Annotated in this window: 17 protein-coding genes; 9 read left to right on the plus strand and 8 right to left on the minus strand. The window is 67.0% G+C overall.

Annotated elements, in window-relative coordinates; translation table 11 throughout:
* Nucleotides 1–242 precede the first annotated feature (242 nt).
* Nucleotides 243–701, plus strand: coding sequence for a DinB family protein (locus OHQ90_RS03430; RefSeq protein WP_328412505.1), 459 nt, complete (start codon nt 243–245; stop codon nt 699–701).
* Here OHQ90_RS03430 and OHQ90_RS03435 read toward each other — a convergent pair.
* Nucleotides 686–1876 carry an acyltransferase family protein gene (locus OHQ90_RS03435; protein ID WP_328407238.1) on the minus strand — a complete coding sequence of 397 codons (1191 nt, stop codon included), beginning with the start codon at nt 1874–1876 and terminating at the stop codon, nt 686–688. The genes OHQ90_RS03430 and OHQ90_RS03435 overlap by 16 nt on opposite strands.
* Nucleotides 1877–2081: 205 nt before the next feature.
* On the opposite strand from OHQ90_RS03435, the gene OHQ90_RS03440 reads away from it, so the two are divergent.
* Nucleotides 2082–3257 (plus strand): DUF3068 domain-containing protein, encoded by a 1176-nt coding sequence (locus tag OHQ90_RS03440; protein ID WP_328407240.1) that lies wholly within the window; start codon nt 2082–2084, stop codon nt 3255–3257.
* Between the two features lie 74 nt (nt 3258–3331).
* Here OHQ90_RS03440 and OHQ90_RS03445 read toward each other — a convergent pair whose 3' ends face one another.
* A complete protein-coding gene (locus OHQ90_RS03445; RefSeq protein ID WP_328407242.1) occupies nt 3332–3697 on the minus strand; it encodes a VOC family protein in 366 nt (121 codons plus the stop codon).
* 38 nt (nt 3698–3735) lie between these two features.
* Nucleotides 3736–4983, minus strand: a complete 1248-nt coding sequence (locus OHQ90_RS03450; RefSeq protein WP_442941302.1) for a polysaccharide biosynthesis protein — start codon at nt 4981–4983, stop codon at nt 3736–3738.
* A gap of 332 nt (nt 4984–5315) precedes the next feature.
* Between OHQ90_RS03450 and OHQ90_RS03455 the strand changes: the two genes are divergently transcribed.
* The gene (locus OHQ90_RS03455) at nt 5316–7454 is read left to right on the plus strand and encodes a hypothetical protein (RefSeq protein WP_328407244.1); all 2139 of its coding nucleotides are present in this window, start codon (nt 5316–5318) and stop codon (nt 7452–7454) included.
* A 330-nt stretch (nt 7455–7784) separates the two neighbouring features.
* Here OHQ90_RS03455 and OHQ90_RS03460 read toward each other — a convergent pair whose 3' ends face one another.
* Nucleotides 7785–8951 carry a glycosyltransferase family 4 protein gene (locus tag OHQ90_RS03460; RefSeq protein WP_328407246.1) on the minus strand — a complete coding sequence of 389 codons (1167 nt, stop codon included), beginning with the start codon at nt 8949–8951 and terminating at the stop codon, nt 7785–7787.
* A gap of 277 nt (nt 8952–9228) precedes the next feature.
* Here OHQ90_RS03460 and OHQ90_RS03465 point away from each other — a divergent pair, with 277 nt between their 5' ends.
* A complete protein-coding gene (locus OHQ90_RS03465) occupies nt 9229–9942 on the plus strand; it encodes a class I SAM-dependent methyltransferase (protein ID WP_328412508.1) in 714 nt (237 codons plus the stop codon).
* On the opposite strand, the gene OHQ90_RS39330 is transcribed toward OHQ90_RS03465, so the two are convergent.
* Nucleotides 9939–10457: a hypothetical protein gene (locus OHQ90_RS39330; RefSeq protein WP_442941303.1), complete on the minus strand. Its 519-nt coding sequence runs from the start codon at nt 10455–10457 to the stop codon at nt 9939–9941. The two genes, OHQ90_RS03465 and OHQ90_RS39330, sit on opposite strands and share 4 nt — an antisense overlap.
* Between OHQ90_RS39330 and OHQ90_RS03475 the strand changes: the two genes are divergently transcribed.
* The gene (locus OHQ90_RS03475; RefSeq protein WP_328407248.1) at nt 10456–11901 is read left to right on the plus strand and encodes an aldehyde dehydrogenase; all 1446 of its coding nucleotides are present in this window, start codon (nt 10456–10458) and stop codon (nt 11899–11901) included. The two genes, OHQ90_RS39330 and OHQ90_RS03475, sit on opposite strands and share 2 nt — an antisense overlap.
* On the opposite strand, the gene OHQ90_RS03480 is transcribed toward OHQ90_RS03475, so the two are convergent.
* Both OHQ90_RS03480 and OHQ90_RS03485 read right to left on the minus strand, forming a co-directional pair.
* Nucleotides 11902–12102, minus strand: a complete 201-nt coding sequence (locus tag OHQ90_RS03480) for a hypothetical protein (RefSeq protein ID WP_328407250.1) — start codon at nt 12100–12102, stop codon at nt 11902–11904. It abuts the gene before it with no gap.
* A 316-nt stretch (nt 12103–12418) separates the two neighbouring features.
* Nucleotides 12419–13369: a GlxA family transcriptional regulator gene (locus OHQ90_RS03485; protein WP_328407252.1), complete on the minus strand. Its 951-nt coding sequence runs from the start codon at nt 13367–13369 to the stop codon at nt 12419–12421.
* Nucleotides 13370–13383: 14 nt separating this feature from the next.
* On the opposite strand from OHQ90_RS03485, the gene OHQ90_RS03490 reads away from it, so the two are divergent.
* The 4 genes from OHQ90_RS03490 (at nt 13384) to OHQ90_RS03505 (ending at nt 15759) form a co-directional block, all read left to right on the plus strand.
* Entirely contained in the window at nt 13384–13686 is a 303-nt protein-coding gene (locus OHQ90_RS03490) for a hypothetical protein (RefSeq protein ID WP_328407254.1), read from the plus strand.
* Between the two features lie 40 nt (nt 13687–13726).
* Nucleotides 13727–14128 carry a hypothetical protein gene (locus tag OHQ90_RS03495; protein WP_328407256.1) on the plus strand — a complete coding sequence of 134 codons (402 nt, stop codon included), beginning with the start codon at nt 13727–13729 and terminating at the stop codon, nt 14126–14128.
* 67 nt (nt 14129–14195) lie between these two features.
* Nucleotides 14196–14663 (plus strand): SRPBCC family protein, encoded by a 468-nt coding sequence (locus OHQ90_RS03500; protein ID WP_328407258.1) that lies wholly within the window; start codon nt 14196–14198, stop codon nt 14661–14663.
* A gap of 262 nt (nt 14664–14925) precedes the next feature.
* Complete coding sequence (locus OHQ90_RS03505) at nt 14926–15759, plus strand: HD domain-containing protein (RefSeq protein ID WP_442941440.1); 834 nt, start codon at nt 14926–14928, stop codon at nt 15757–15759.
* Nucleotides 15760–15829: 70 nt separating this feature from the next.
* Here the strand turns inward: OHQ90_RS03505 and OHQ90_RS03510 are convergent, their stop codons facing one another.
* Nucleotides 15830–17662, minus strand: a complete 1833-nt coding sequence (locus OHQ90_RS03510) for a phosphoenolpyruvate carboxykinase (GTP) (protein WP_328407262.1) — start codon at nt 17660–17662, stop codon at nt 15830–15832.
* Between the last annotated feature and the right edge of the window lie 235 nt (nt 17663–17897).

The following is a 17897-nucleotide window of genomic DNA, read 5'->3' on the forward strand; positions in this document are numbered from 1 at the left end:
TGATTCGACGTGCGCTACCTCGATCTGTCGAGCGCCGTTGGCAGGGCCGTGAGTTCGCTGCGCCCGGCTGCTGCCGAGCGGAATCGAGGGACCACCACTGGCTACCCCAGCACCATCGACGTTCCGGTTTGCCTGCCGACTATTCCGGCGTCGTTGTGCGTTTCGAGTGGTCCGGCGACGCAGTTGCTAGGTTCGGGGGCGTGACCGACTGTGTGGAATGCGGCTTCGTGTACGACCTCGCCATGGCCCGCGCGGTACCGGAATTGGCTCGCGGCCATGCCGCGGAGTACGCGACCCTGCTGCGCGGCGACCACGAGGAACTGCGACGACGATCGCGGCCGGAGGTGTGGTCACCGCTGGAATACGCCTGCCACATGCGGGATGTCCTGCTCGCACAACGTGAGCGGGTGCTGCTCACCCGCCGAGAGGACACGCCGACGGCACAGAACATGGGCCGAGACGAGCGCGTCGAATACGAGGGGTACGCCGAGCAGCAACCGGCGGACGTGGCCCGTCAACTCGGCGACGCGGCCCTGCTATTCGCCAACGTGCTCGACCGGTTGGCGCCCGTGGACTGGGATCGCACGATCATCTACCTCTTCCCCGAACCGCAGGAACGTTCGGTGCGCTGGGTCGCCGTGCACACACTGCACGAACTACGCCACCACCTGCTCGACATGCGCCGTCAACTCGAGGACTGACCGGCCGATCGAGCGCGATCGCGGCGGCGAGCGAAACGGCGGGCGGGTTCCTCGACGAGGGCGTAGCCGGCCGCGGCGACAGGCAGGGTGAGGGCGATGGTGAGCGCAAGGACGTAGGCGAAATTGCCGTGGAACGGGAGGATTCCGAAGACCGGGAAGACGACCGACAGCACGACGAGATGCCAGAGGAAAATGCCGTAGGACCAGCGGCCGATAGTCGCGGCGACGGAAGATTCCAGCCACCGGTGTGGGCGTGCGGTCGGCGGTCGCAGCACTAAGGGCGCGAGCAGGGCGAAACCGATGATAGTGCCGAGGCCCATTTTCGCCGCGTACTGCCAGGGTTCGGCGCGGGTCAGGCCGGCGGGGCCGCCGAGATCGGTGGCGGAGAACAGGAAAGCGGCGAGCGCGACGGTCCACATCAGTGGTTTGTTGCCCGCGATCCGACGCCAGCGCGATAGCGAATCCGTATTATCGACGAGCTCGGCGAGCAGCATGCCTGCCGCGAACCACGGCAGATAACCGGGCAGCCAGTTGTCGGAGTGAATCGCGTCGGGAGTCGGCACCGGAATGAAGTTCCAGCTGAGCGTCACCACCGCCAAGGTGACGATCGCGGGGATGCGCCAGCGGGCGGCGCCGCCACGCAACCGGATAAACGCGAACGCCAACAGCGGCAACACAAGATAGAAGGCCACCTCGACCGACAGGCTCCACATCTGCGTGAGCCCATCGGTGAGCGTCAACGGCACGAACACCTGCAACAAACCGAGGTTCGCCACCCACACCCGCAGGCCTGCGGTGCTTGCCGCACTGGGCAGCAGCACCAATGCCACGCACACCACCACCCAGTACGCGGGCAGAATGCGCGCCGCGCGATGCCGCAGGTAGTAGCCGACAGTGGGCGCGCCGCCGTGGCCGCGCGCCGCCGCGGCATGCGGACGCCAGAGCAGAAAACCGGAGAGCGCGAAGAAGATCGCGACTGCCATATCGAAGCGTTCCCAGATCCGGCCGAGCACCGGCGTTCCCGCGGCACCGGTCTGGAAGGCGACGTGGGTGACGACGACGCCGAGCGCCGCCATGCCGCGCATGCCTTCCAGCGCGGGCAGGAAGCCGCGGGGTCGGGTGGGTACGGCCGTCGCTGTGGCTGCGGCGGTCGGCGCGGGCATGGTTGCGGTCATCGAGCTCCAGTCTGCCTTGTGCGCTCGCCCAGGTGAGAACCCCCCGTTTCACACTTCACGCTAAACTCGGGCGATTTCCGGGTCGATTCCGGCCTCGACACCGCATGGTACGACACCGGACTGTTAGTGTCGGGGCTCACGAGTGCCGTGGCGTGCCCGCAGTACTCGCCGGAATGACCGGTGTTCTACGACGAGGAGAGTTTGCATGGCACTGAGTGCCGGAACCAGAAGGACGGTGGCCTGCCTGCTCGTGGGTCTCGGCGCGTTGCTGATTGTCGCAGCGGTGATGATCCCGACGTACACCGTCAGCAAACTGGCAAAGACTCCGCTCGACCTCGAGATCACGACCATCGCCACCAGCCAGCCCGGCTCGGAAAGCCTTGTGCTCGACTCCAAGTCGCTCACGGCACCCGAAGGCTCGGCCAAGGTCGACACCAATGTGCCGCTGGTTTCGCAGCGGTTCCTCACGGTCGAAGATCCCTCCGATGCCAGCGAGATGACCATCCAGGCTGGTCAGACGCTGCGCCGCATCGATAAGCAGGCCGACACCGGGCTGCTCACCGCGACCGTCGACCGGGTCACCATCGACCGCAAGAACGGCATGCCGGTCGACAAGGAGCCCAACGGCTCCATCGCGGTCTCGGTGAACAAGGAGGGCCAGAGCATCGCGGACCCGGTTCAGCACACCGGTCTGCAGTACCGATTCCCCATCGGCACCGAGAAGAAGACCTACCCGTACTTCGACATCAACGCGCGCAAGTCCTACGACGCCAACTTCGTCGAAGAGACCGAGATCAACAGCATGAAGGTCTACCACTTCCAGCAGCACGTCCCGGTGACGAACATGTGGGACGTGGTGCAGGCGCCGACCAACAGGCTGAGCCTGCCCGCCGCCAAGTGGGGCGTCGAAGGCGGTGAAACCCCGGTCACCATGACCCGGTGGTACACCAACATCCGCGACCTGTGGGTCGAGCCAGACACCGGCACCGTGATCAAGGGTGGCGAGCAGCCGCACCTGTTCTACGCGCGCAGCGGCGACAAGCCCGAGGTCACCGCACTGAAGTCGAACCTTATCTTCGACGAGAACACCGTCGAGTCGCAGATCTCGGTGGCCAAGGAGAACATCGACAAGCTGTCGCTGTTCGGCCGCATCATGCCGATCATCTTCGGTGTTCTCGGTGCGATCGCCCTGATCGCCGGTGTCGTCCTCGGCATCCGTGGCGGCGCGAGCCCCGCCACCGCTCCGCGCGGCGGCACCCAGGCTCCGCGCGGTGGCACTCCGGCCCAGCCTGGCAGCGGTGCCGCGGCGACCGCTGTGCACCCGCATCGCGGCGCGGACGACGCACCCACCGAGCAGATCAATATCAACAAGCGCCCCTGACAGCGAAAGCGCTGATAGCAAGCATTGTCGAACTCGGCCCCCGGCTTCCCGCCGGGGGCCGAGTTCGTTTCCGTTCAGGGCAGCGGCGCACCCAAGGGATAGGCAACCGGGTGCCGGGGTTGATAGAGCAGCATCGTCCCGGCGCCTGGAATGCGCATGCCGATGCAGCGGCCGAAGGCCCGCTCCGCGACATCGCCCTCGAATTGCGCTCCGCGCTCCGCCAATTCGGCAATGGTGTGGTCCAGGTCGTCGCACATGAGCGAAATCTCGTGCGTGGGTGGGCCATCGGCCGGATGCACCCCCAGCTCACTCGGCCCGGTTCCGAAGATGAGCCAGCCGGCGTTGGCATCGACATTCGGCCAGCGCAGCACATCGCGGAAGAACGCGCGTGCCGCGTCGGGATCTTCCGCGTAGACCAGGGTGTGCACAGCGGTGATCATGGGGCTGATCGTAGGTGAGCGCGGCCGGTGTCCGTGGCTCAACCAGCGAGGTGCTGCGGCTCGGCCCGCCCCGGCTGATCCGCGGTGCGCAAGACGACCAGAGCGACAATGAGTGTCGTTGCGACCGCGATGCACACGGCGATGGTGATCAGCGACGCCACCGAACGCGCCAGCGACAGCATGAGCGTCACCTCGACCGCGAGACCGACCCAGGTCACCGCGGCAAGCGAGGTGCGGTCCACCGCGATCGCCGACAACAGCGCTCCTTGCAGCACCGCGAGGATGGCGCCTTGCAGTGCGAAAACCCACAGCAGGCCCTCGATCGGCGCATAGTCCCGCCCCGCGAACAACGGTGCCAGCGGTGCCGCGACGGCCGCGCCGAGCACCGCGACCACCCCGATGCCGGACAGCACCGCGAGCGCATCCCGGATCGCACGCGCCGAATGCGTCGGCTGCGCCATCCGCGGGTACAGCACCACACCGACCGCCTGCGGCAACCAGAAGGCGATCTTCGCGGCGATGGCGCCCAGGGCGTACCGGCTGGCGTCCTCCTCGCCCAAGACGATCCGCGCAACGATCAGATCGGCCGACGACAGCGCCATCAATGCCGCCTGCGCCTGCGCGGCCCGCAGCACCGGGAGTACGCCGACGAAGCTCGGACCGCGGTCGACAGCGTCGAGTGCCTCGCGGTCGGTGCCCGACAGCGCGGGCGGTGATCCGACTACACACCGCGCGAAAACCGCCGCCGTGGCGATCCCGAGCGCCGCCGCGCACAAGGCAGCAGCCGCACCGCCCCCCAGCCCGAGCACCGCAAGCGCGGGCGCGACCCGTGCCACGCCTGCCGTGCCGAGGACGACAGCCAATGCCCGAAACCGCCTGCCGCCCTGCAGCATGCCTTGCTCACCGGACAGCACCACCAACGCGGGCGCCGCACCCAGCGCGGCGGCCGACGCCGCGACTCCGACACTCAGTGCCGCCGTCACCAACGGCACCAGCACCGCAGCGACCACCGCGACGATCACCGCGCATCGCCACTGCAATCCGCGCAGCGCCGCGACACTCGCGCCCCGCACCAACTCTCGTGCCACCACATTCTGCAAAGCCAGCGCAGGCACCGCACACAACAACTGCACCGCGAGCAGACTCGCGAACTCGCTGTAGCCGGTAACCCCCAGCCACCGCCCGGCCAGCAACTGCAGCAGATACCCCGCCACATTGGCGGTCATCGCTCCCGCTGTCACCAACGTCAGATCCGCCACAACGGGTAGGCGACGGACATCAGGCACGCAGCCATCGTCCCACTTCACCGGCCATCACGCCCGCCCCGCCCCGGTCGTCGACACCCGCACCCACCCCGGCGGTGGCGAAGTATCGCCCACAACCCACACCCACCCCCGCGGTCGCGAAGTATCGCCCACAACCCACACCCACCCCCGCGGTCGCGAAGTATCGCCCACAACCCACAACCCACAGCCCACACCCCATCTGCCCGAGGCCTCGCACCCGGCACCAGCAACCAGTAGTGGGCAATGCACCACAGTCCGCCCACAACGCTCGCCGCACCTGGACTTGCCCCGGCAACGCCGGAGGTCGCGACCGGGACGTAGGGTCGACAACCGTGAGCGACGGGCAGGCTCGGCACGACCGGTGGGCGAGGTTGGTCCCTGCCGGCTACAGCGCGATATTGGCGCTGCTCATCACCGGTCCGCTGCTCGGCTCCGGCTATCTGCTGCTGCGCGATGCGGTGAGCACCCCGCGTTCCTATCCGACGGACTCCGCTCTCGGTCTCGGCGACGCCGCTCCGCGGGCCGTCCCGCAGGACGCGCTGATCGTGGTGCTGTCACCGATCGTGGACGGCGGCCTGATCGTCAAGGCGATACTGCTCGTCGCGCTGTGGGCCGCCGGATACGGCGCTGCGATCCTGGCCCGCGAGCTGCTGCGGGTGACCACGGGCCCGCAACTGGTGGCGACCACCGTCGCGCTGTGGAATCCCTACGTAGCCGAACGCCTGCTGCAAGGTCATTGGAGTCTGCTGGCCGGATACGCTGCACTCCCTTGGACAGCGTTGGCCGCCTACCGGATTCGGTCATCCACGCATCTCCGCCGAGCGCGCGGCACCCGCCGACCCGACGATGCACCCCACTCGACCGATGCGCTCGGCCGTACCTTCCAGGTAAAGGGCGGAGGGCGAACGGCGTTCGGGCACTGGGGGGCGTTGGCCGCGTGCCTCGCCGCTGCTGGGCTCACGCCGACGGGCGCGTTGCTGGCCGGGTTCATGGCACTTGTGCTGGTCGGACGCCGAAACATAGTGGGAACGGTGGTGCTGCTGCTGGCCGCGTCCGCGCCATGGTTGACCGCGACAGCACTGTCCGCGGCCGGTTCCGAACCCTCCGACCCGGCAGGCATTGCCGCCTTCGCCGCCCGCGCCGAACCAGGCCTCGGCACACTCGGCAGCTTGGCCGGGCTCGGCGGCATCTGGAATTCGGATGCCGTTCCGAACTCCCGCACCACACTGCTCGCCCTCGTCGGCACCTTTTTCCTACTCGCAGTTGTCGCGACGGGCATCCGCGCCGTTGTCGCCGGAAATACCTCTGCGGGAATCTATTTCATCGCCCACAGCCAACGCGCAGGCGTACAGACGCGGCGACGACTGCTGGTCCTGGCCGCCGTCGCCATCGCGCTGCCCGCGTTGGGCGCTACAGCGTGGGGCCGGGATGTGCTGGAGTGGCTCGTCACCTCGGTCCCCGGCGCGGGTCTGCTTCGCGACACCCAGAAATACGTAGCGCTCGCGATGCCCGCATATGCGCTGTGCGCGGCGGCCGGATGCAATGCCGTCGCCCAGTTGTTCGCATCGAAGGACCGCCCAGCGGCGAATGCCACACTGGCACAGCCGCATTGCCAGTCCACGGATGAGATACCAAGGGCCGCATCCCCGCTGCGCTCCTCAGCTACAGCCGCAGCGGCATCTCGGACGGAACCAGCATCGGAACCAGCATCGGAACCAGCATCGGAACCAGCATCGGAACCAGCATCGGAACCAGCATCGGAACCAGCATCGGAACCAGCATCGGAACCAGCATCGGAACCAGCATCGACGAACACGGTGACGAGGTCGCCGGAAGGGCGCAAGACTGCGGCCGTAATATCGCTGACCGCAACGATATTCATCGCGCTGCTGACCCTGCCGATGTTCGACCTCGGATGGGGCGTGAGTGGCGCGATCCGGCCCGTGCACTATCCGATCGGGTGGCAGCGGGTCGCGGAGCGGATCGTTGGGCCCGGCGATGTCGCGGTGCTGCCCGGCGGCATGTTCCGCCGGTTTCCGTATAGTGGTCGCGCACCGGTTTTGGATCCGGCGCCACGGATGCTGCCCCACGATGTCCTGCAAACCGGCGAGCTTCCGGTGCACGGCCGCACTGTCGCGGGCGAAGGCGCACGCGCGCGGGAGGTGGAAAGTCTGCTGCTGCACGGCGGGACGGCAACAGGCCTGGCAAAACTGGGCGTCGGCTGGGTCCTGCTGGAGCGCACCACCCCCGGCCCGCTCGGCGAGTCGAAAAATTCTCTCGCCCAGCTCGACCCGGTCTACAGCGACACCCATCTCGCGCTGTACCGAGTGCCCGAAGCCGCCGACCGGGACACCGAATCCCACTCCACACGCCGCACCATCTCTGCGGCCGCTCACCTCTTGTGGGTCGCCTTACTCATCGGCGGCCTGCTCCTCGCATCCTGGTCACCTCGAACACCACAGCACCAGTAGCCGACCCGGCATCACCCAGCGTCATCCGACGAGTGCAGCTCGACAGGCCATGCCTTCGAGTCACATCGAACTACTCGGCGAGACTTGATGAGTGGCACACCTCGGAGGCGCTTCTCAGCGCATCGCCACCACCCTTGTGCCGCACACCGATGGGCGTCGCCCGAGAATGGGACGAGCCAGAACACCGGCCGGGTGGGGAAGTCGGGTTTGGAGCGGGATCCATCACGCCGAAGACCTGACGTCAGGGCCGAGCGTCCAGGCCGAGCGGGACAGTCACGGCCCGAGCTGGACAGTCACGGTCCACAAGACTGTCGGCGACCAGCTGGACGGTTAGGGACCAGGCGGGAAGAGGCCGGAGGTGTGTTGCCCTCTCGCGGCCGCGGCGAGGACTTGGTAGACGCCGTTTCCTGTTTGTTTCCAGGAGAATTCGTTGGCGCGGGCGCGGGCTTTTTCGCCCATGACGGTGCGGGCTTCGGTGTCGTCGATGAGGTCACCGACCGAGTCGGAGAGTTGGGCGAGGTCGTCGACGAGCAGACCGGTCACGCCGTCGACGATGGAGTCGGTGAGGCCGCGGGAGCTGCGGTAGCCGATGGTGGGGACGCCGTGTTGGGCGGCTTCGATGACGGCCAGGCCCCAACCTTCTTTGCGGGAGGGCAGGACATGCACCCAGGCGTGGGCGAGCAACTCGTGCTTGCGGCGTTCGTCGACGTGGCCGTGGAAGGTGACCGCGTCGGCGATGCCGAGGTCAGCGGCGTTGGTCTTCAGGTTGTCGGCCCACCAGCCGTCGCCGATCACGTCCAGGTGCAGGCCGGGAATGCGGGTGCGCAGCCGGGCGACGACGGCCAACGCGTCTTCGATCTGCTTGTGCGGCACCAGGCGGGAGAGCACCACGATGCGGGGGTTCGGGGTGCGTGTCGCCGCGGCACCGGTCGGTGCGTCCGCGGGGACGGGTTCGGCGCCGTTGCGGACCACCGCGATGCGCGACCGGTCGACCCCGAGCGTGGCGAGTTCCTCGGCCGAAGGCAGCGAGACGGTCAGGTATTGGTTGCGACGATGCGCCCGCGGGGACAGCCGCGACTCGATGAACCAACCGATCCGGCCGACAAGGCGACCGGCAACCGGCCATTGCTCGCGGTGTCCGTGATGGACGAGCACAACCGACGGCGCGTTGGTCGCGGCGGCCGCGAAGAACGGGATTCCGTTCTGGGTGTCGATCACCGCGTCGGGTCGCAGCCCGCGCAGCGACCCGACACCGAGCCTGCCGAGCGCGATGGCGGCCAGGGCCCGCGGATACACGGAGTAGCGCCCGCCGGCCCGACTGATGTCGATGCCGTCGATGCGTTCCCGCTTCGGCGCTCCGGGATAACGGGCGGTTCGCAAGGTGACCTTGACTCCGCGGGCGGCCAGCTGGGCGCCGACCTGCTCCAGATACCGTTCGCTGCCGCCGCCCTGCGGGTGCCCGGTGTCACGCCAGCACAGCAGGAGGACTTCGCGCACTGTAGAGCTTCTCTCGGTCGGCAGGTCCCGATCGGGGACGTCGGATATCGCCCAACACCCTAACCTGTGCATGCGTCCACATCCTGCCCACCGGCCCTGATATCGCGTATTGCCTCCTCCGGTGGCAGTGGTTGGAGCGAATTGCGGGCGTTATGCGAGACTCACCGCCGTGCCGAGAGCTGAAAGTACGCCAGCGGAAGCCGAGGCGGCAGGCTCGCCGCGGCAGGCCGGGCGCGCCATATCCCGGTTTGCGCGGCGGGCGACATTGCGGCGGTCGATGCGGTTACTCAGCAGCTTCCGGTTCGAGCAGAGCGATCCCGCGCTGTTCTACGGCGAGCTGGCCGGCGACAGTGCGGCGATGATCGGCGACTTCTATGCCGACGTGACCGGACGCGGGTTGCAGGACGCGACCATTCTCGATGTGGGCGGCGGTCCCGGCTATTTCGCCGACGAGTTCATCAAGACCGGCGCGCGGTACATCCCGGTAGAGCCGGATCCCTCGGAGATGCACGCCGCCGGGTTGTCGGTGCCGGGTGCGGTCCGCGGGTCGGGGATGGCACTGCCGTTTCGAGATGACGCGGTGGACATCTGCTTTTCCTCGAATGTGGCCGAGCATGTGCCGTACCCGTGGGTGATGGCCGACGAAATGGTGCGGGTGACCCGGCCCGGCGGGTTGATCGTGCTCTCCTACACGGTGTGGCTCGGACCGTTCGGCGGGCACGAGACCGGACCGTGGCACTACCTGGGTGGGGAGTACGCGGCACGCCGGTATCGGCGCAAGCACGGGCGGGAGCCGAAGAATCGATTCGGCAAGTCGATGTTCGCCGTCCCAGCGGTGGACGGATTACGTTGGGCGGCAAGCACTCCCGCCGACGTCCGGACGATCTTCCCGCGCTACCACCCGCGCTGGGCCTGGTGGTTGGTCCGCATACCGTTGCTGCGCGAGCTGTTGGTGAGCAACCTGGTGGTCGTCGCCACCAAGAGCCGCTAAGGCTGCCGCTCCAGCCAGCCGCGCCGCCAGCTGCGCCTGCCGCAGGTTCCGTACGACGACTCGCCCCAGGGCGATTCCTGAATGGCGAGGCCGACAGTCTCCAGCGTGGTCAGCGCGAGTAGGTCGGCCAGCATCTCCACAGTTGCCACCGCCTCCGCCGCCTGCATGGCCGCGGTGGCCTGCTCGATTGTCAGCGTGCGGCCCGGCAGGAACGAAACGACCCAGCCACCTACACCGACGCTTTTAGCTTGATGCTCGGTTTGATCGCTCGTCATCAGCGACCGCCCGATCACTTGCACCGCCATGGCTCTGACTCCCCAACTGCGATATCGGTTCATGAATCGAGCGAGCTGATCAGTAGCTAAAGCATCCTCTTTCCAGCAACAGAACGCAATAGTGCGTTCTCTGAAAAGCGAACCGACAGGTTGGAATTCGCGCTGCTCAGCGCGATGGCCGAGGAGAAAACTGGAACAGGTTACAGACAAGTGAGCCACAAAACTGTAACGTGTTCTCATGCACTACGACAGCTTGTTCATCGGCGGCCAATGGACCGCGCCAGCCGGCACCGAGCGGCTCCAGGTCATCTCGCCCGCCACGGTCGAGACGGTGGGCAGCGTCCCGGTGGTCGTTCGCGACGACGTCGACGCCGCGGTTGCCGCCGCCCGGCACGCCTTCGACCACGGCCCATGGCCGTCCACCCCGCCGGAGGAGCGCGCCCAGGTCCTCAGCCGCGCCGCGCGCCTGATCGAGGAGCGCTCCGCCGACCTGCTCGCCACGCTCACCGCGGAAATGGGCGCACCGGCGATGATCGCCATGACGCTCAACCAGATCCCCGCGGTCGCCGCGCTCGACGCCTACGCCGCACTGGCAAAGTCCTTCCCCTGGAACGAAACTCGCACCGGAGTGTTCGGCACCTCCCGGGTCTCGCGCGAGCCGCGCGGCGTCGTCGCGGCCGTGACCGCGTGGAACGTTCCGCTTTTCCTCGCGGCCAACAAGCTCGCCCCCGCGTTGCTGGCCGGCTGCACCGTGGTGCTCAAGCCCGCACCGCTGACCCCGCTGACCGCCAACAAGATCGCCGATATCTTCACCGAAGCCGGCCTGCCCGCCGGCGTGCTTTCGGTACTGCCCGCAGAGGCGGAGGCCGCCGAGTACCTCGTCTCGCACCCCGGCGTCGACAAGGTCACCTTCACCGGGAGCACCGCGGTCGGCCGTAAGATCGGCGCAATCGCGACCGGCCAGCTCAAGAGCGTGTCCTTGGAGCTCGGTGGCAAATCCGCCGCAATCCTGTTGCCCGATATGGATGTGGCCGCCAATATCCCGGTGCTCGCCTTCTCCGGCCTGATGAACAGCGGCCAGGGCTGCGTCGCGCAGACCCGCATCCTCGCGCCGCGCAGCCGGTACGACGAAATCCTCGAGGCGCTGGTCGAGCACGTGCGCACGATGAAGGTCGGCGATCCCACCGACCCGACGGTGATACTCGGCCCGCTGATTTCGGAGCGGCAGCGCGAGCGCGTCGAGGGCTACATCGCCAAGGGTAAGGAAGAAGGCGCGCGACTGGTGCTCGGTGGCGGCCGTCCCGCCGACCTGGATCGCGGCTGGTTCGTCGAGCCGACGATCTTCGCCGATGTGGACAACTCCTCGACCATCGCCCAGGAGGAAATCTTCGGCCCCGTGCTGTCGGTGATCCCCTACGACACCGAGGACGAGGCGGTGGCCATCGCCAACGACTCGGTATATGGCCTGGCAGGCTCGGTGTGGACGACCGATGTCGAACACGGTGCCGAGATCGCGGCGCGGGTGCGCACCGGCACCTACGCGATCAATTGGTACGCCTTCGATCCCAGCTCGCCTTTCGGCGGGTACAAGAGCTCGGGCCTGGGCCGCGAGAACGGCCCCGAGGGTCTCGACTCCTTCTGCGAGCAGAAGTCGGTGCTCATGCCACTCGGCTGGACGGGGTGATCAACTCCCCGCCATGACCACCCGCAGCACGGGCCGGTGATCACGCCCCCTGGCAATCGGCGTGTCGACGATCTCGACGCGCCAGCCGGGGGGCAATACCGCCTGCAGTCGGCCAGCGGCCCGCCGCAGCGGCGTGCTCGCGGTCGCCGGCTCGATTCCGGCAAACCGGGGCGCCCGCCCACTGGTCTCCAGATTCGTCATGCTCCCAACCACCTCTCGCGCTTCGATCTCATCGTTGGTCACGCGCATCGCGGAGTCACGAGTCGATAAGGAAAAGTCGATCAGTTAACTGTTGGCAATCAAATGTAAGTCACCTACGGGCAAACCGCACACTCCAGGCAACCACCCGAAGCGCGATCCGGCAAGCCCTACCTAGCTACCAGTCCGCGATTATCGCGGCGAGCTGTACTCGCCATCGCGACCGTCTCGTCGGAGATTAGCGCATCCCCGCGGTGCGGCCGCCCGCATCGCACCGGACGCATAAACCGGCCCGCCCGCGCCTCCCGGCCGCCTCGGGTCATCGGCGCAACGACCTGCGATACCCCGCGGGCGTCGTGCCTGTCGCGGCGCGCAGGTGCACCCGCATTGCGGTGACGCTGCCGAATCCGGATTGCGCCGCAACGACCTCGACCGGCAACTCGGTGGTTTCCAGCAATTCCCGAGCACGCGCCGTGCGCTGCGCCTCCAGCCATCGTCGCGGCGTGGTGCCCACCGCCGTCTTGAATCGGCGAATAAAGGTGCGCTCACTCATCAAGGCGTGCGCGGCCAGCGCCGAAACATCGGGCGCAGCCGCCGGATTCGCCGCGGCCCACGCCATGGTCGCGGCAAGACCACCGCCGAAACCGTTGGTGCTCATGGCATCCGGGATGTACTGAGCCTGCCCGCCTTCGCGATGCGGTGGTGTCACGTTCCATCGGGCCAGCTCCGCTGCGGCGGCCGCGCCCAGCTCGCGGCGCACGATGTGCAGGCACAGGTCGAGACTCGCGGACAACCCGGCGGAGGTGAGAACGTCACCGTCGTCGATGTACAGCGCGGCGGGGTCGAGCTTCACCGCAGGAAACAGCTCGGCGAAATCATGACAGTAGGCCCAGTGCGTCGTCGCCGGCCTGCCGTCCAGCAATCCGGCCCAGCCCAGCACGAACGCACCGACACACACGCTGACCATGGTCGCGCCGCGCGCCGCGGCGGCCTGCAGCGCATCCAGCGCAGCGTCCGGCGGCGGCAACGTCGGCAAACCGATGCCGGGCACCACCACGATGTCCGCCTCCGCCATCACCTCCAGCCCGTGCGCGACGTGCAGATCGAATCCGCTCGGCGTCCACACCGGCCCCGGCCGCACTGAGCACGTCTCCAGCTCGAATCCGACCGCGACACCGAATTTTCCCGGCCCGTGCCGGAACGCCTGCACGATGCAACCCAGGTCATAGGTCATAACGCCGTCGAGCGCGAGTGCGACAACCTTCTTCATCGCCTCAGTTTGGCATGAATCCGAGTATTACTGGCATTCTCGCCACTCACATTCAGGGCCTGCGGTTCTTGCCCGAGTTGATCGCGTCGCGGTATCTGCTGGTCTCGGCGCTACCGATCCTCGTCCGCGGTGGTGTGCGGGACGTTCGCGGTGCCGGGGTTTTCGAACCGGAACGGGGGCGGTGCCGGGCACGGTACGCGCTGATACTCGAGGTCGCGGTGCTGGGCGGCGGGGCGGCGGCACTGTCGTCCGCTGTGGTGCTGGTGACGTACCAGGCTCTCGCGTATTTCCGGGCGGGCCGGCTGCTCGCGCATTGAGACAATCGGAAGCGGTACGAAGTGTCGAAAGGATTTGGTTGTGACCGTTCAACCGAGCGGCGTGGAGCCGCGGCCGGACTTGGTGGATCGTTCGGCGCCCTTACTGCCCGCAGGCAGTGAGATACGGCAGGTATTCATCGGCCAGGCCGCGCCGAGCTTCCTCTTCTTCCTGATCACATATCTCACCGGCCTCACCATGTTCTGGAACAGATACCGTTGCGTGGCGGTCACTCCGGACGCCATCTACGTGCTGGAGAGCAGCAAACTGTCCGGCGGCGCGAAACCACAGCATCTGCTGGGCACGATGCCCCGCGATACCCGGGTCGGCCCGGTCTCCGGCCGCTGGGCACAGGTGACGCTGCTCGGTGAACGGCACTGGGTGCACAGGCGCTTTCACGACCAGATCGCCGCGGCAGACCGTGAGGCCGGCGTCACCGGATGACTCAGCCGGATGGCTGCGGCGGTTCGTGAGAATGCCTAGGGCAGAGTGGATTGCTACAGTCTCGGCTGTGCGCACAGTCACTTCCAAGGTCCGTATCGAAGCCCCCAGAGAGATCGTGTGGGCGGTGCTGACCGACCCCGAATACGTCAAGCAATGGCAGTACGGCAGCGTCTTGAGCACTGACTGGTCCGTCGGCTCGCCGATTCGTTTCACCAACGAGTGGGACGGCACAACGTTCGAACAGTGGGGCAGCGTGCTCCTCGTCGATGCCCCCGCGCAGTTGCGGTACTCGCTGTTCGCTCCCCGCCCGGACCTCGAGGACAAGCCGGAGAACTACTTCACGATGGGCTATGGGCTCGAGGACGCCGTGGGCGCAACGGAGTTGACGATCACGCAGGAAGACCCCCGCGAGAATGCCGGCGACGAGGACGAAGGCGAGGAGGGAGAGAGCCCCGTGCTCGCGGCCTTGAAGAACCTTGCCGAGTCGGTGGCGGTGAACCAGCAGGCTGAGACCCGCTCGGTCGGCCCGGCATAGGAAGCGAGCAGCAGCGTGCAATGGGTGATGGCCTACGACGCCATCTCCTTGGCGCTGAGCAGTGCTGCGCCGCACAGGGATACCGGAACCTATGGGCCACACGCGCACTCAGGCATGAGCGGTCCGCTGCATCGGCTGACCTGAGCACGCGCGTACCGCATCGACAACGACAAGGCCGGAAGGTGCACCGTGGCGGCTGCACCCAGCGCCAGAACTTCGTCCAGGCTTTTCGCCGTGCGGATTGGCGTAAATCCGAGCGTTACTGGCATTTCCGCCACTCGTCGGTAGTCCGCTCAGCGGCTTCACTGAACAGCGAGAAGCGTTCGAGGAGAAGGAGGGCAACGTGGGTGCGCCTGCTGGGATCGACTGGGAATGGGCGACGCGGACCGGAGGGACGCTCTCCGGAGCACAGCACCGACAGTTGGCGGTTGAACTGGCGCGGACGCTGCCGAAACTGAGTGGTGCGCAGCTCAAACGCGTGCTCGGAAGACACGGCACCGGGCGGCTGGAGTTCGCCGGGTTGCGGGTGCCCGATTCGAAACTCGCCAAGGCGGCGGAAACCGAAGCCCGCGAATCACTTTCGATCCACCTGCTCGAGCATTCGTATCGCACCTATTTCTTCGGGCGGGTGCTCGCCGAGCTCGACAGTATTCGCTACGACGACGAATTGGTTTATGTCGCCTGCCTGCTACATGACCTCCAGCTCGAAAACCCCACTCCGGGCAGGTGTTTCGCGGTAGCAGGTGGCGAACGAGCGGCAGCGTTCGCGGCGCGCGAGGGCGCGGATCCGGAACGCGCACAGGAAATCGGAGCCGCGATTGCCGCACACATCACCACTGGTGTCGCCAACGATCTGAGCGATCCCGGCGGCTTCGTATCCGCGGGCGCCTCGGTGGATGTGATCGGGGCGCGCTTCCCGGAACTGGACCCGGACTGGGTCGCGCAACTGTTGCAACGGCATCCGCGTCACGATGCGAAGCGTCATCTGATCGCCGCGTTCAAGGCCGAGGCCGAAGCCGTACCGAAGGGCCGCACCGCCTTGCTGAACAGTGTCGGCTTTCTGCAACTCGTCCGAATGGCTCCGTACTCCGAATAACCTGCCGGATAAACGAATTCGCCCGCACCATTGACGAAAATGGTGCGGGCGAATCAATTTCGGGGCGCTATCAGCCCAGACGTTCCTTCAGCGCCTCGAACTCGTCGCGCACGCCGGAAGGCAGTTTGTCGCCGACGAACTCGAACCACTCCTCGATCAGCGGAATCTCCTTGCGCCACTCGTCGGCGTCGACGGCGAGCGCCTCGTCGACGTCGGCGGCGTCGACCTCGAGACCCACCAGGTCCATCTGCGCCGCGGTGGGCACGTTGCCGATCGCGGTCGCCTCGGCCTCGGCCGAGCCCTCGATGCGGCCGACGATCCACTCCAGCACGCGGGAGTTCTCACCGAATCCCGGCCACAGGAAGCGGCCGTCGGCGCCGCGGCGGAACCAGTTGACGTAGAAAATCTTCGGCAGCTTGTTCGCATCCGCGTTCTTGCCGACGTTGATCCAGTGGTTCAGGTAGTCACCGACGTGGTAGCCCATGAACGGGATCATCGCCATCGGGTCGCGGCGCACGGTGCCGACCTTGCCCTCGGCCGCGGCGGTCTGCTCCGAGGAGAGGGTCGCGCCCATGAAAACGCCGTGCTGCCAGTCGAAGGACTCGGTCACCAGCGGGACCGTGGTCTTGCGGCGACCGCCGAACAGGATCGCCGAGATCGGCACGCCCTGCGGGTCGTCCCACTCGGGCGCCAGGATCGGGCACTGCGACATCGGCGTGCAGTAGCGCGAGTTCGGGTGGGCGGCAAGGGTTTCGGTCTCCCGCAGGTGCCAGTCGTTGCCCTTCCAGTCGATCAGGTGATCGGGCTCGCCCTCCAGGCCCTCCCACCACACGTCGTTGTGGTCGGTCAGCGCGACGTTGGTGTAGACGGTGTTGCCCGCGTTCATGGTGGCCATGGCGTTGGGGTTGGAGCTGTAGTTGGTGCCCGGCGCGACGCCGAAGAAGCCGAACTCCGGGTTCACCGCGTAGAGGCGGCCGTCCTTGCCGAAGCGCATCCAGGCGATGTCGTCGCCGAGGGTTTCCGCGCGCCAGCCGGGAACCGTCGGCTGGATCATCGCGAGGTTGGTCTTGCCGCAGGCGCTCGGGAAGGCGGCGGCGATGTAGTAGGCCTTGTTCTCCGGGGAGATCAGCTTGAGGATCAGCATGTGCTCGGCCAGCCAGCCCTCGTCATGGGCCATGGCCGAGGCGATGCGTAGCGAGTAGCACTTCTTGCCGAGCAGCGCGTTGCCGCCGTAGCCGGAGCCGTAGCTCCAGATCTCGCGGTCCTCGGGGTAGTGGGTGATGTACTTGGTGTCGTTGCACGGCCACGGCACGTCGGCCTGGCCCTCGGCCAGCGGCGCGCCGACGGAGTGCAGCGCCTTCACGAACGGCTTGTCGGTGCCGAGCTTCTCCAGCGCGGCGGCGCCCATCCGGGTCATCACGCGCATCGACACGACCACGTACTCGGAGTCGGTGATCTCGACGCCCAGCTTGGGGTCCTCGGCGCCGAGCGGGCCCATGCAGAACGGCACCACGTACATGGTGCGGCCCTTCATCGAGCCGCGGTACAGCTCGGTCATGGTCGCGCGCATCTCGGCGGGGTCGACCCAGTTGTTGGTCGGGCCCGCGTCGGCCTCGGTCTTCGAACAGATATAGGTGCGCGACTCGACTCGAGCCACGTCGGAGGGGTCGGAAAGTGCGAGGAAGGAGTTCGGCTTCTTCTTCTCGTCGAGTCGCTTGAACGTGCCCGCCGCAACGAGTTGGTTGGTCAGCCGATCCCATTCGTCATCGGAACCGTCCGCCCAGACCACTCGCTCCGGCTGAGTGAGTTCTGCGACTTCCTGTACCCAGGCGAGTAGTTCGCTGTGCTCGGTCGGCGTTTTGCCGTCGGATCCACGAAGACCAGGAATGGTCGCTGAGGTCATGAAAAACTCTCCTGAGATGGGCGGCTCTACGATGCTTCCGTCTGGCCTCCAGGCCCATGACCAGCGCGAACACACCGAGCGCCACCATTGGCGGGAAGGCACCCGCTACGACCAGTCGAATGCACGTCCCGGCTGGACGGCGTACATGGACGAAGCGGACGCCCAGGTTCCTGATTAGAGGTTAACGCGATGTGACGACCAGTACGGAATCGGGTACAGATCGGGTTGTCTCTCG

This window comes from Nocardia sp. NBC_00403, assembly GCF_036046055.1.
Lineage (GTDB): Bacteria > Actinomycetota > Actinomycetes > Mycobacteriales > Mycobacteriaceae > Nocardia.

What these genes read in the sequence shown, in the direction of transcription:
- OHQ90_RS03430 (WP_328412505.1), top strand. Translation starts at nt 243, where the DNA reads ATGGCCCGCGCGGTACCGGAATTGGCTCGCGGCCATGCCGCGGAGTAC.
- OHQ90_RS03435 (WP_328407238.1), bottom strand. Translation starts at nt 1,876, where the DNA reads ATGACCGCAACCATGCCCGCGCCGACCGCCGCAGCCACAGCGACGGCC.
- OHQ90_RS03440 (WP_328407240.1), top strand. Translation starts at nt 2,082, where the DNA reads ATGGCACTGAGTGCCGGAACCAGAAGGACGGTGGCCTGCCTGCTCGTG.
- OHQ90_RS03445 (WP_328407242.1), bottom strand. Translation starts at nt 3,697, where the DNA reads ATGATCACCGCTGTGCACACCCTGGTCTACGCGGAAGATCCCGACGCG.
- OHQ90_RS03465 (WP_328412508.1), top strand. Translation starts at nt 9,229, where the DNA reads ATGCGGTTACTCAGCAGCTTCCGGTTCGAGCAGAGCGATCCCGCGCTG.
- OHQ90_RS03475 (WP_328407248.1), top strand. Translation starts at nt 10,456, where the DNA reads ATGCACTACGACAGCTTGTTCATCGGCGGCCAATGGACCGCGCCAGCC.
- OHQ90_RS39330 (WP_442941303.1), bottom strand. Translation starts at nt 10,457, where the DNA reads ATGAGAACACGTTACAGTTTTGTGGCTCACTTGTCTGTAACCTGTTCC.
- OHQ90_RS03480 (WP_328407250.1), bottom strand. Translation starts at nt 12,102, where the DNA reads ATGACGAATCTGGAGACCAGTGGGCGGGCGCCCCGGTTTGCCGGAATC.
- OHQ90_RS03485 (WP_328407252.1), bottom strand. Translation starts at nt 13,369, where the DNA reads ATGAAGAAGGTTGTCGCACTCGCGCTCGACGGCGTTATGACCTATGAC.
- OHQ90_RS03490 (WP_328407254.1), top strand. Translation starts at nt 13,384, where the DNA reads ATGAATCCGAGTATTACTGGCATTCTCGCCACTCACATTCAGGGCCTG.
- OHQ90_RS03510 (WP_328407262.1), bottom strand. Translation starts at nt 17,662, where the DNA reads ATGACCTCAGCGACCATTCCTGGTCTTCGTGGATCCGACGGCAAAACG.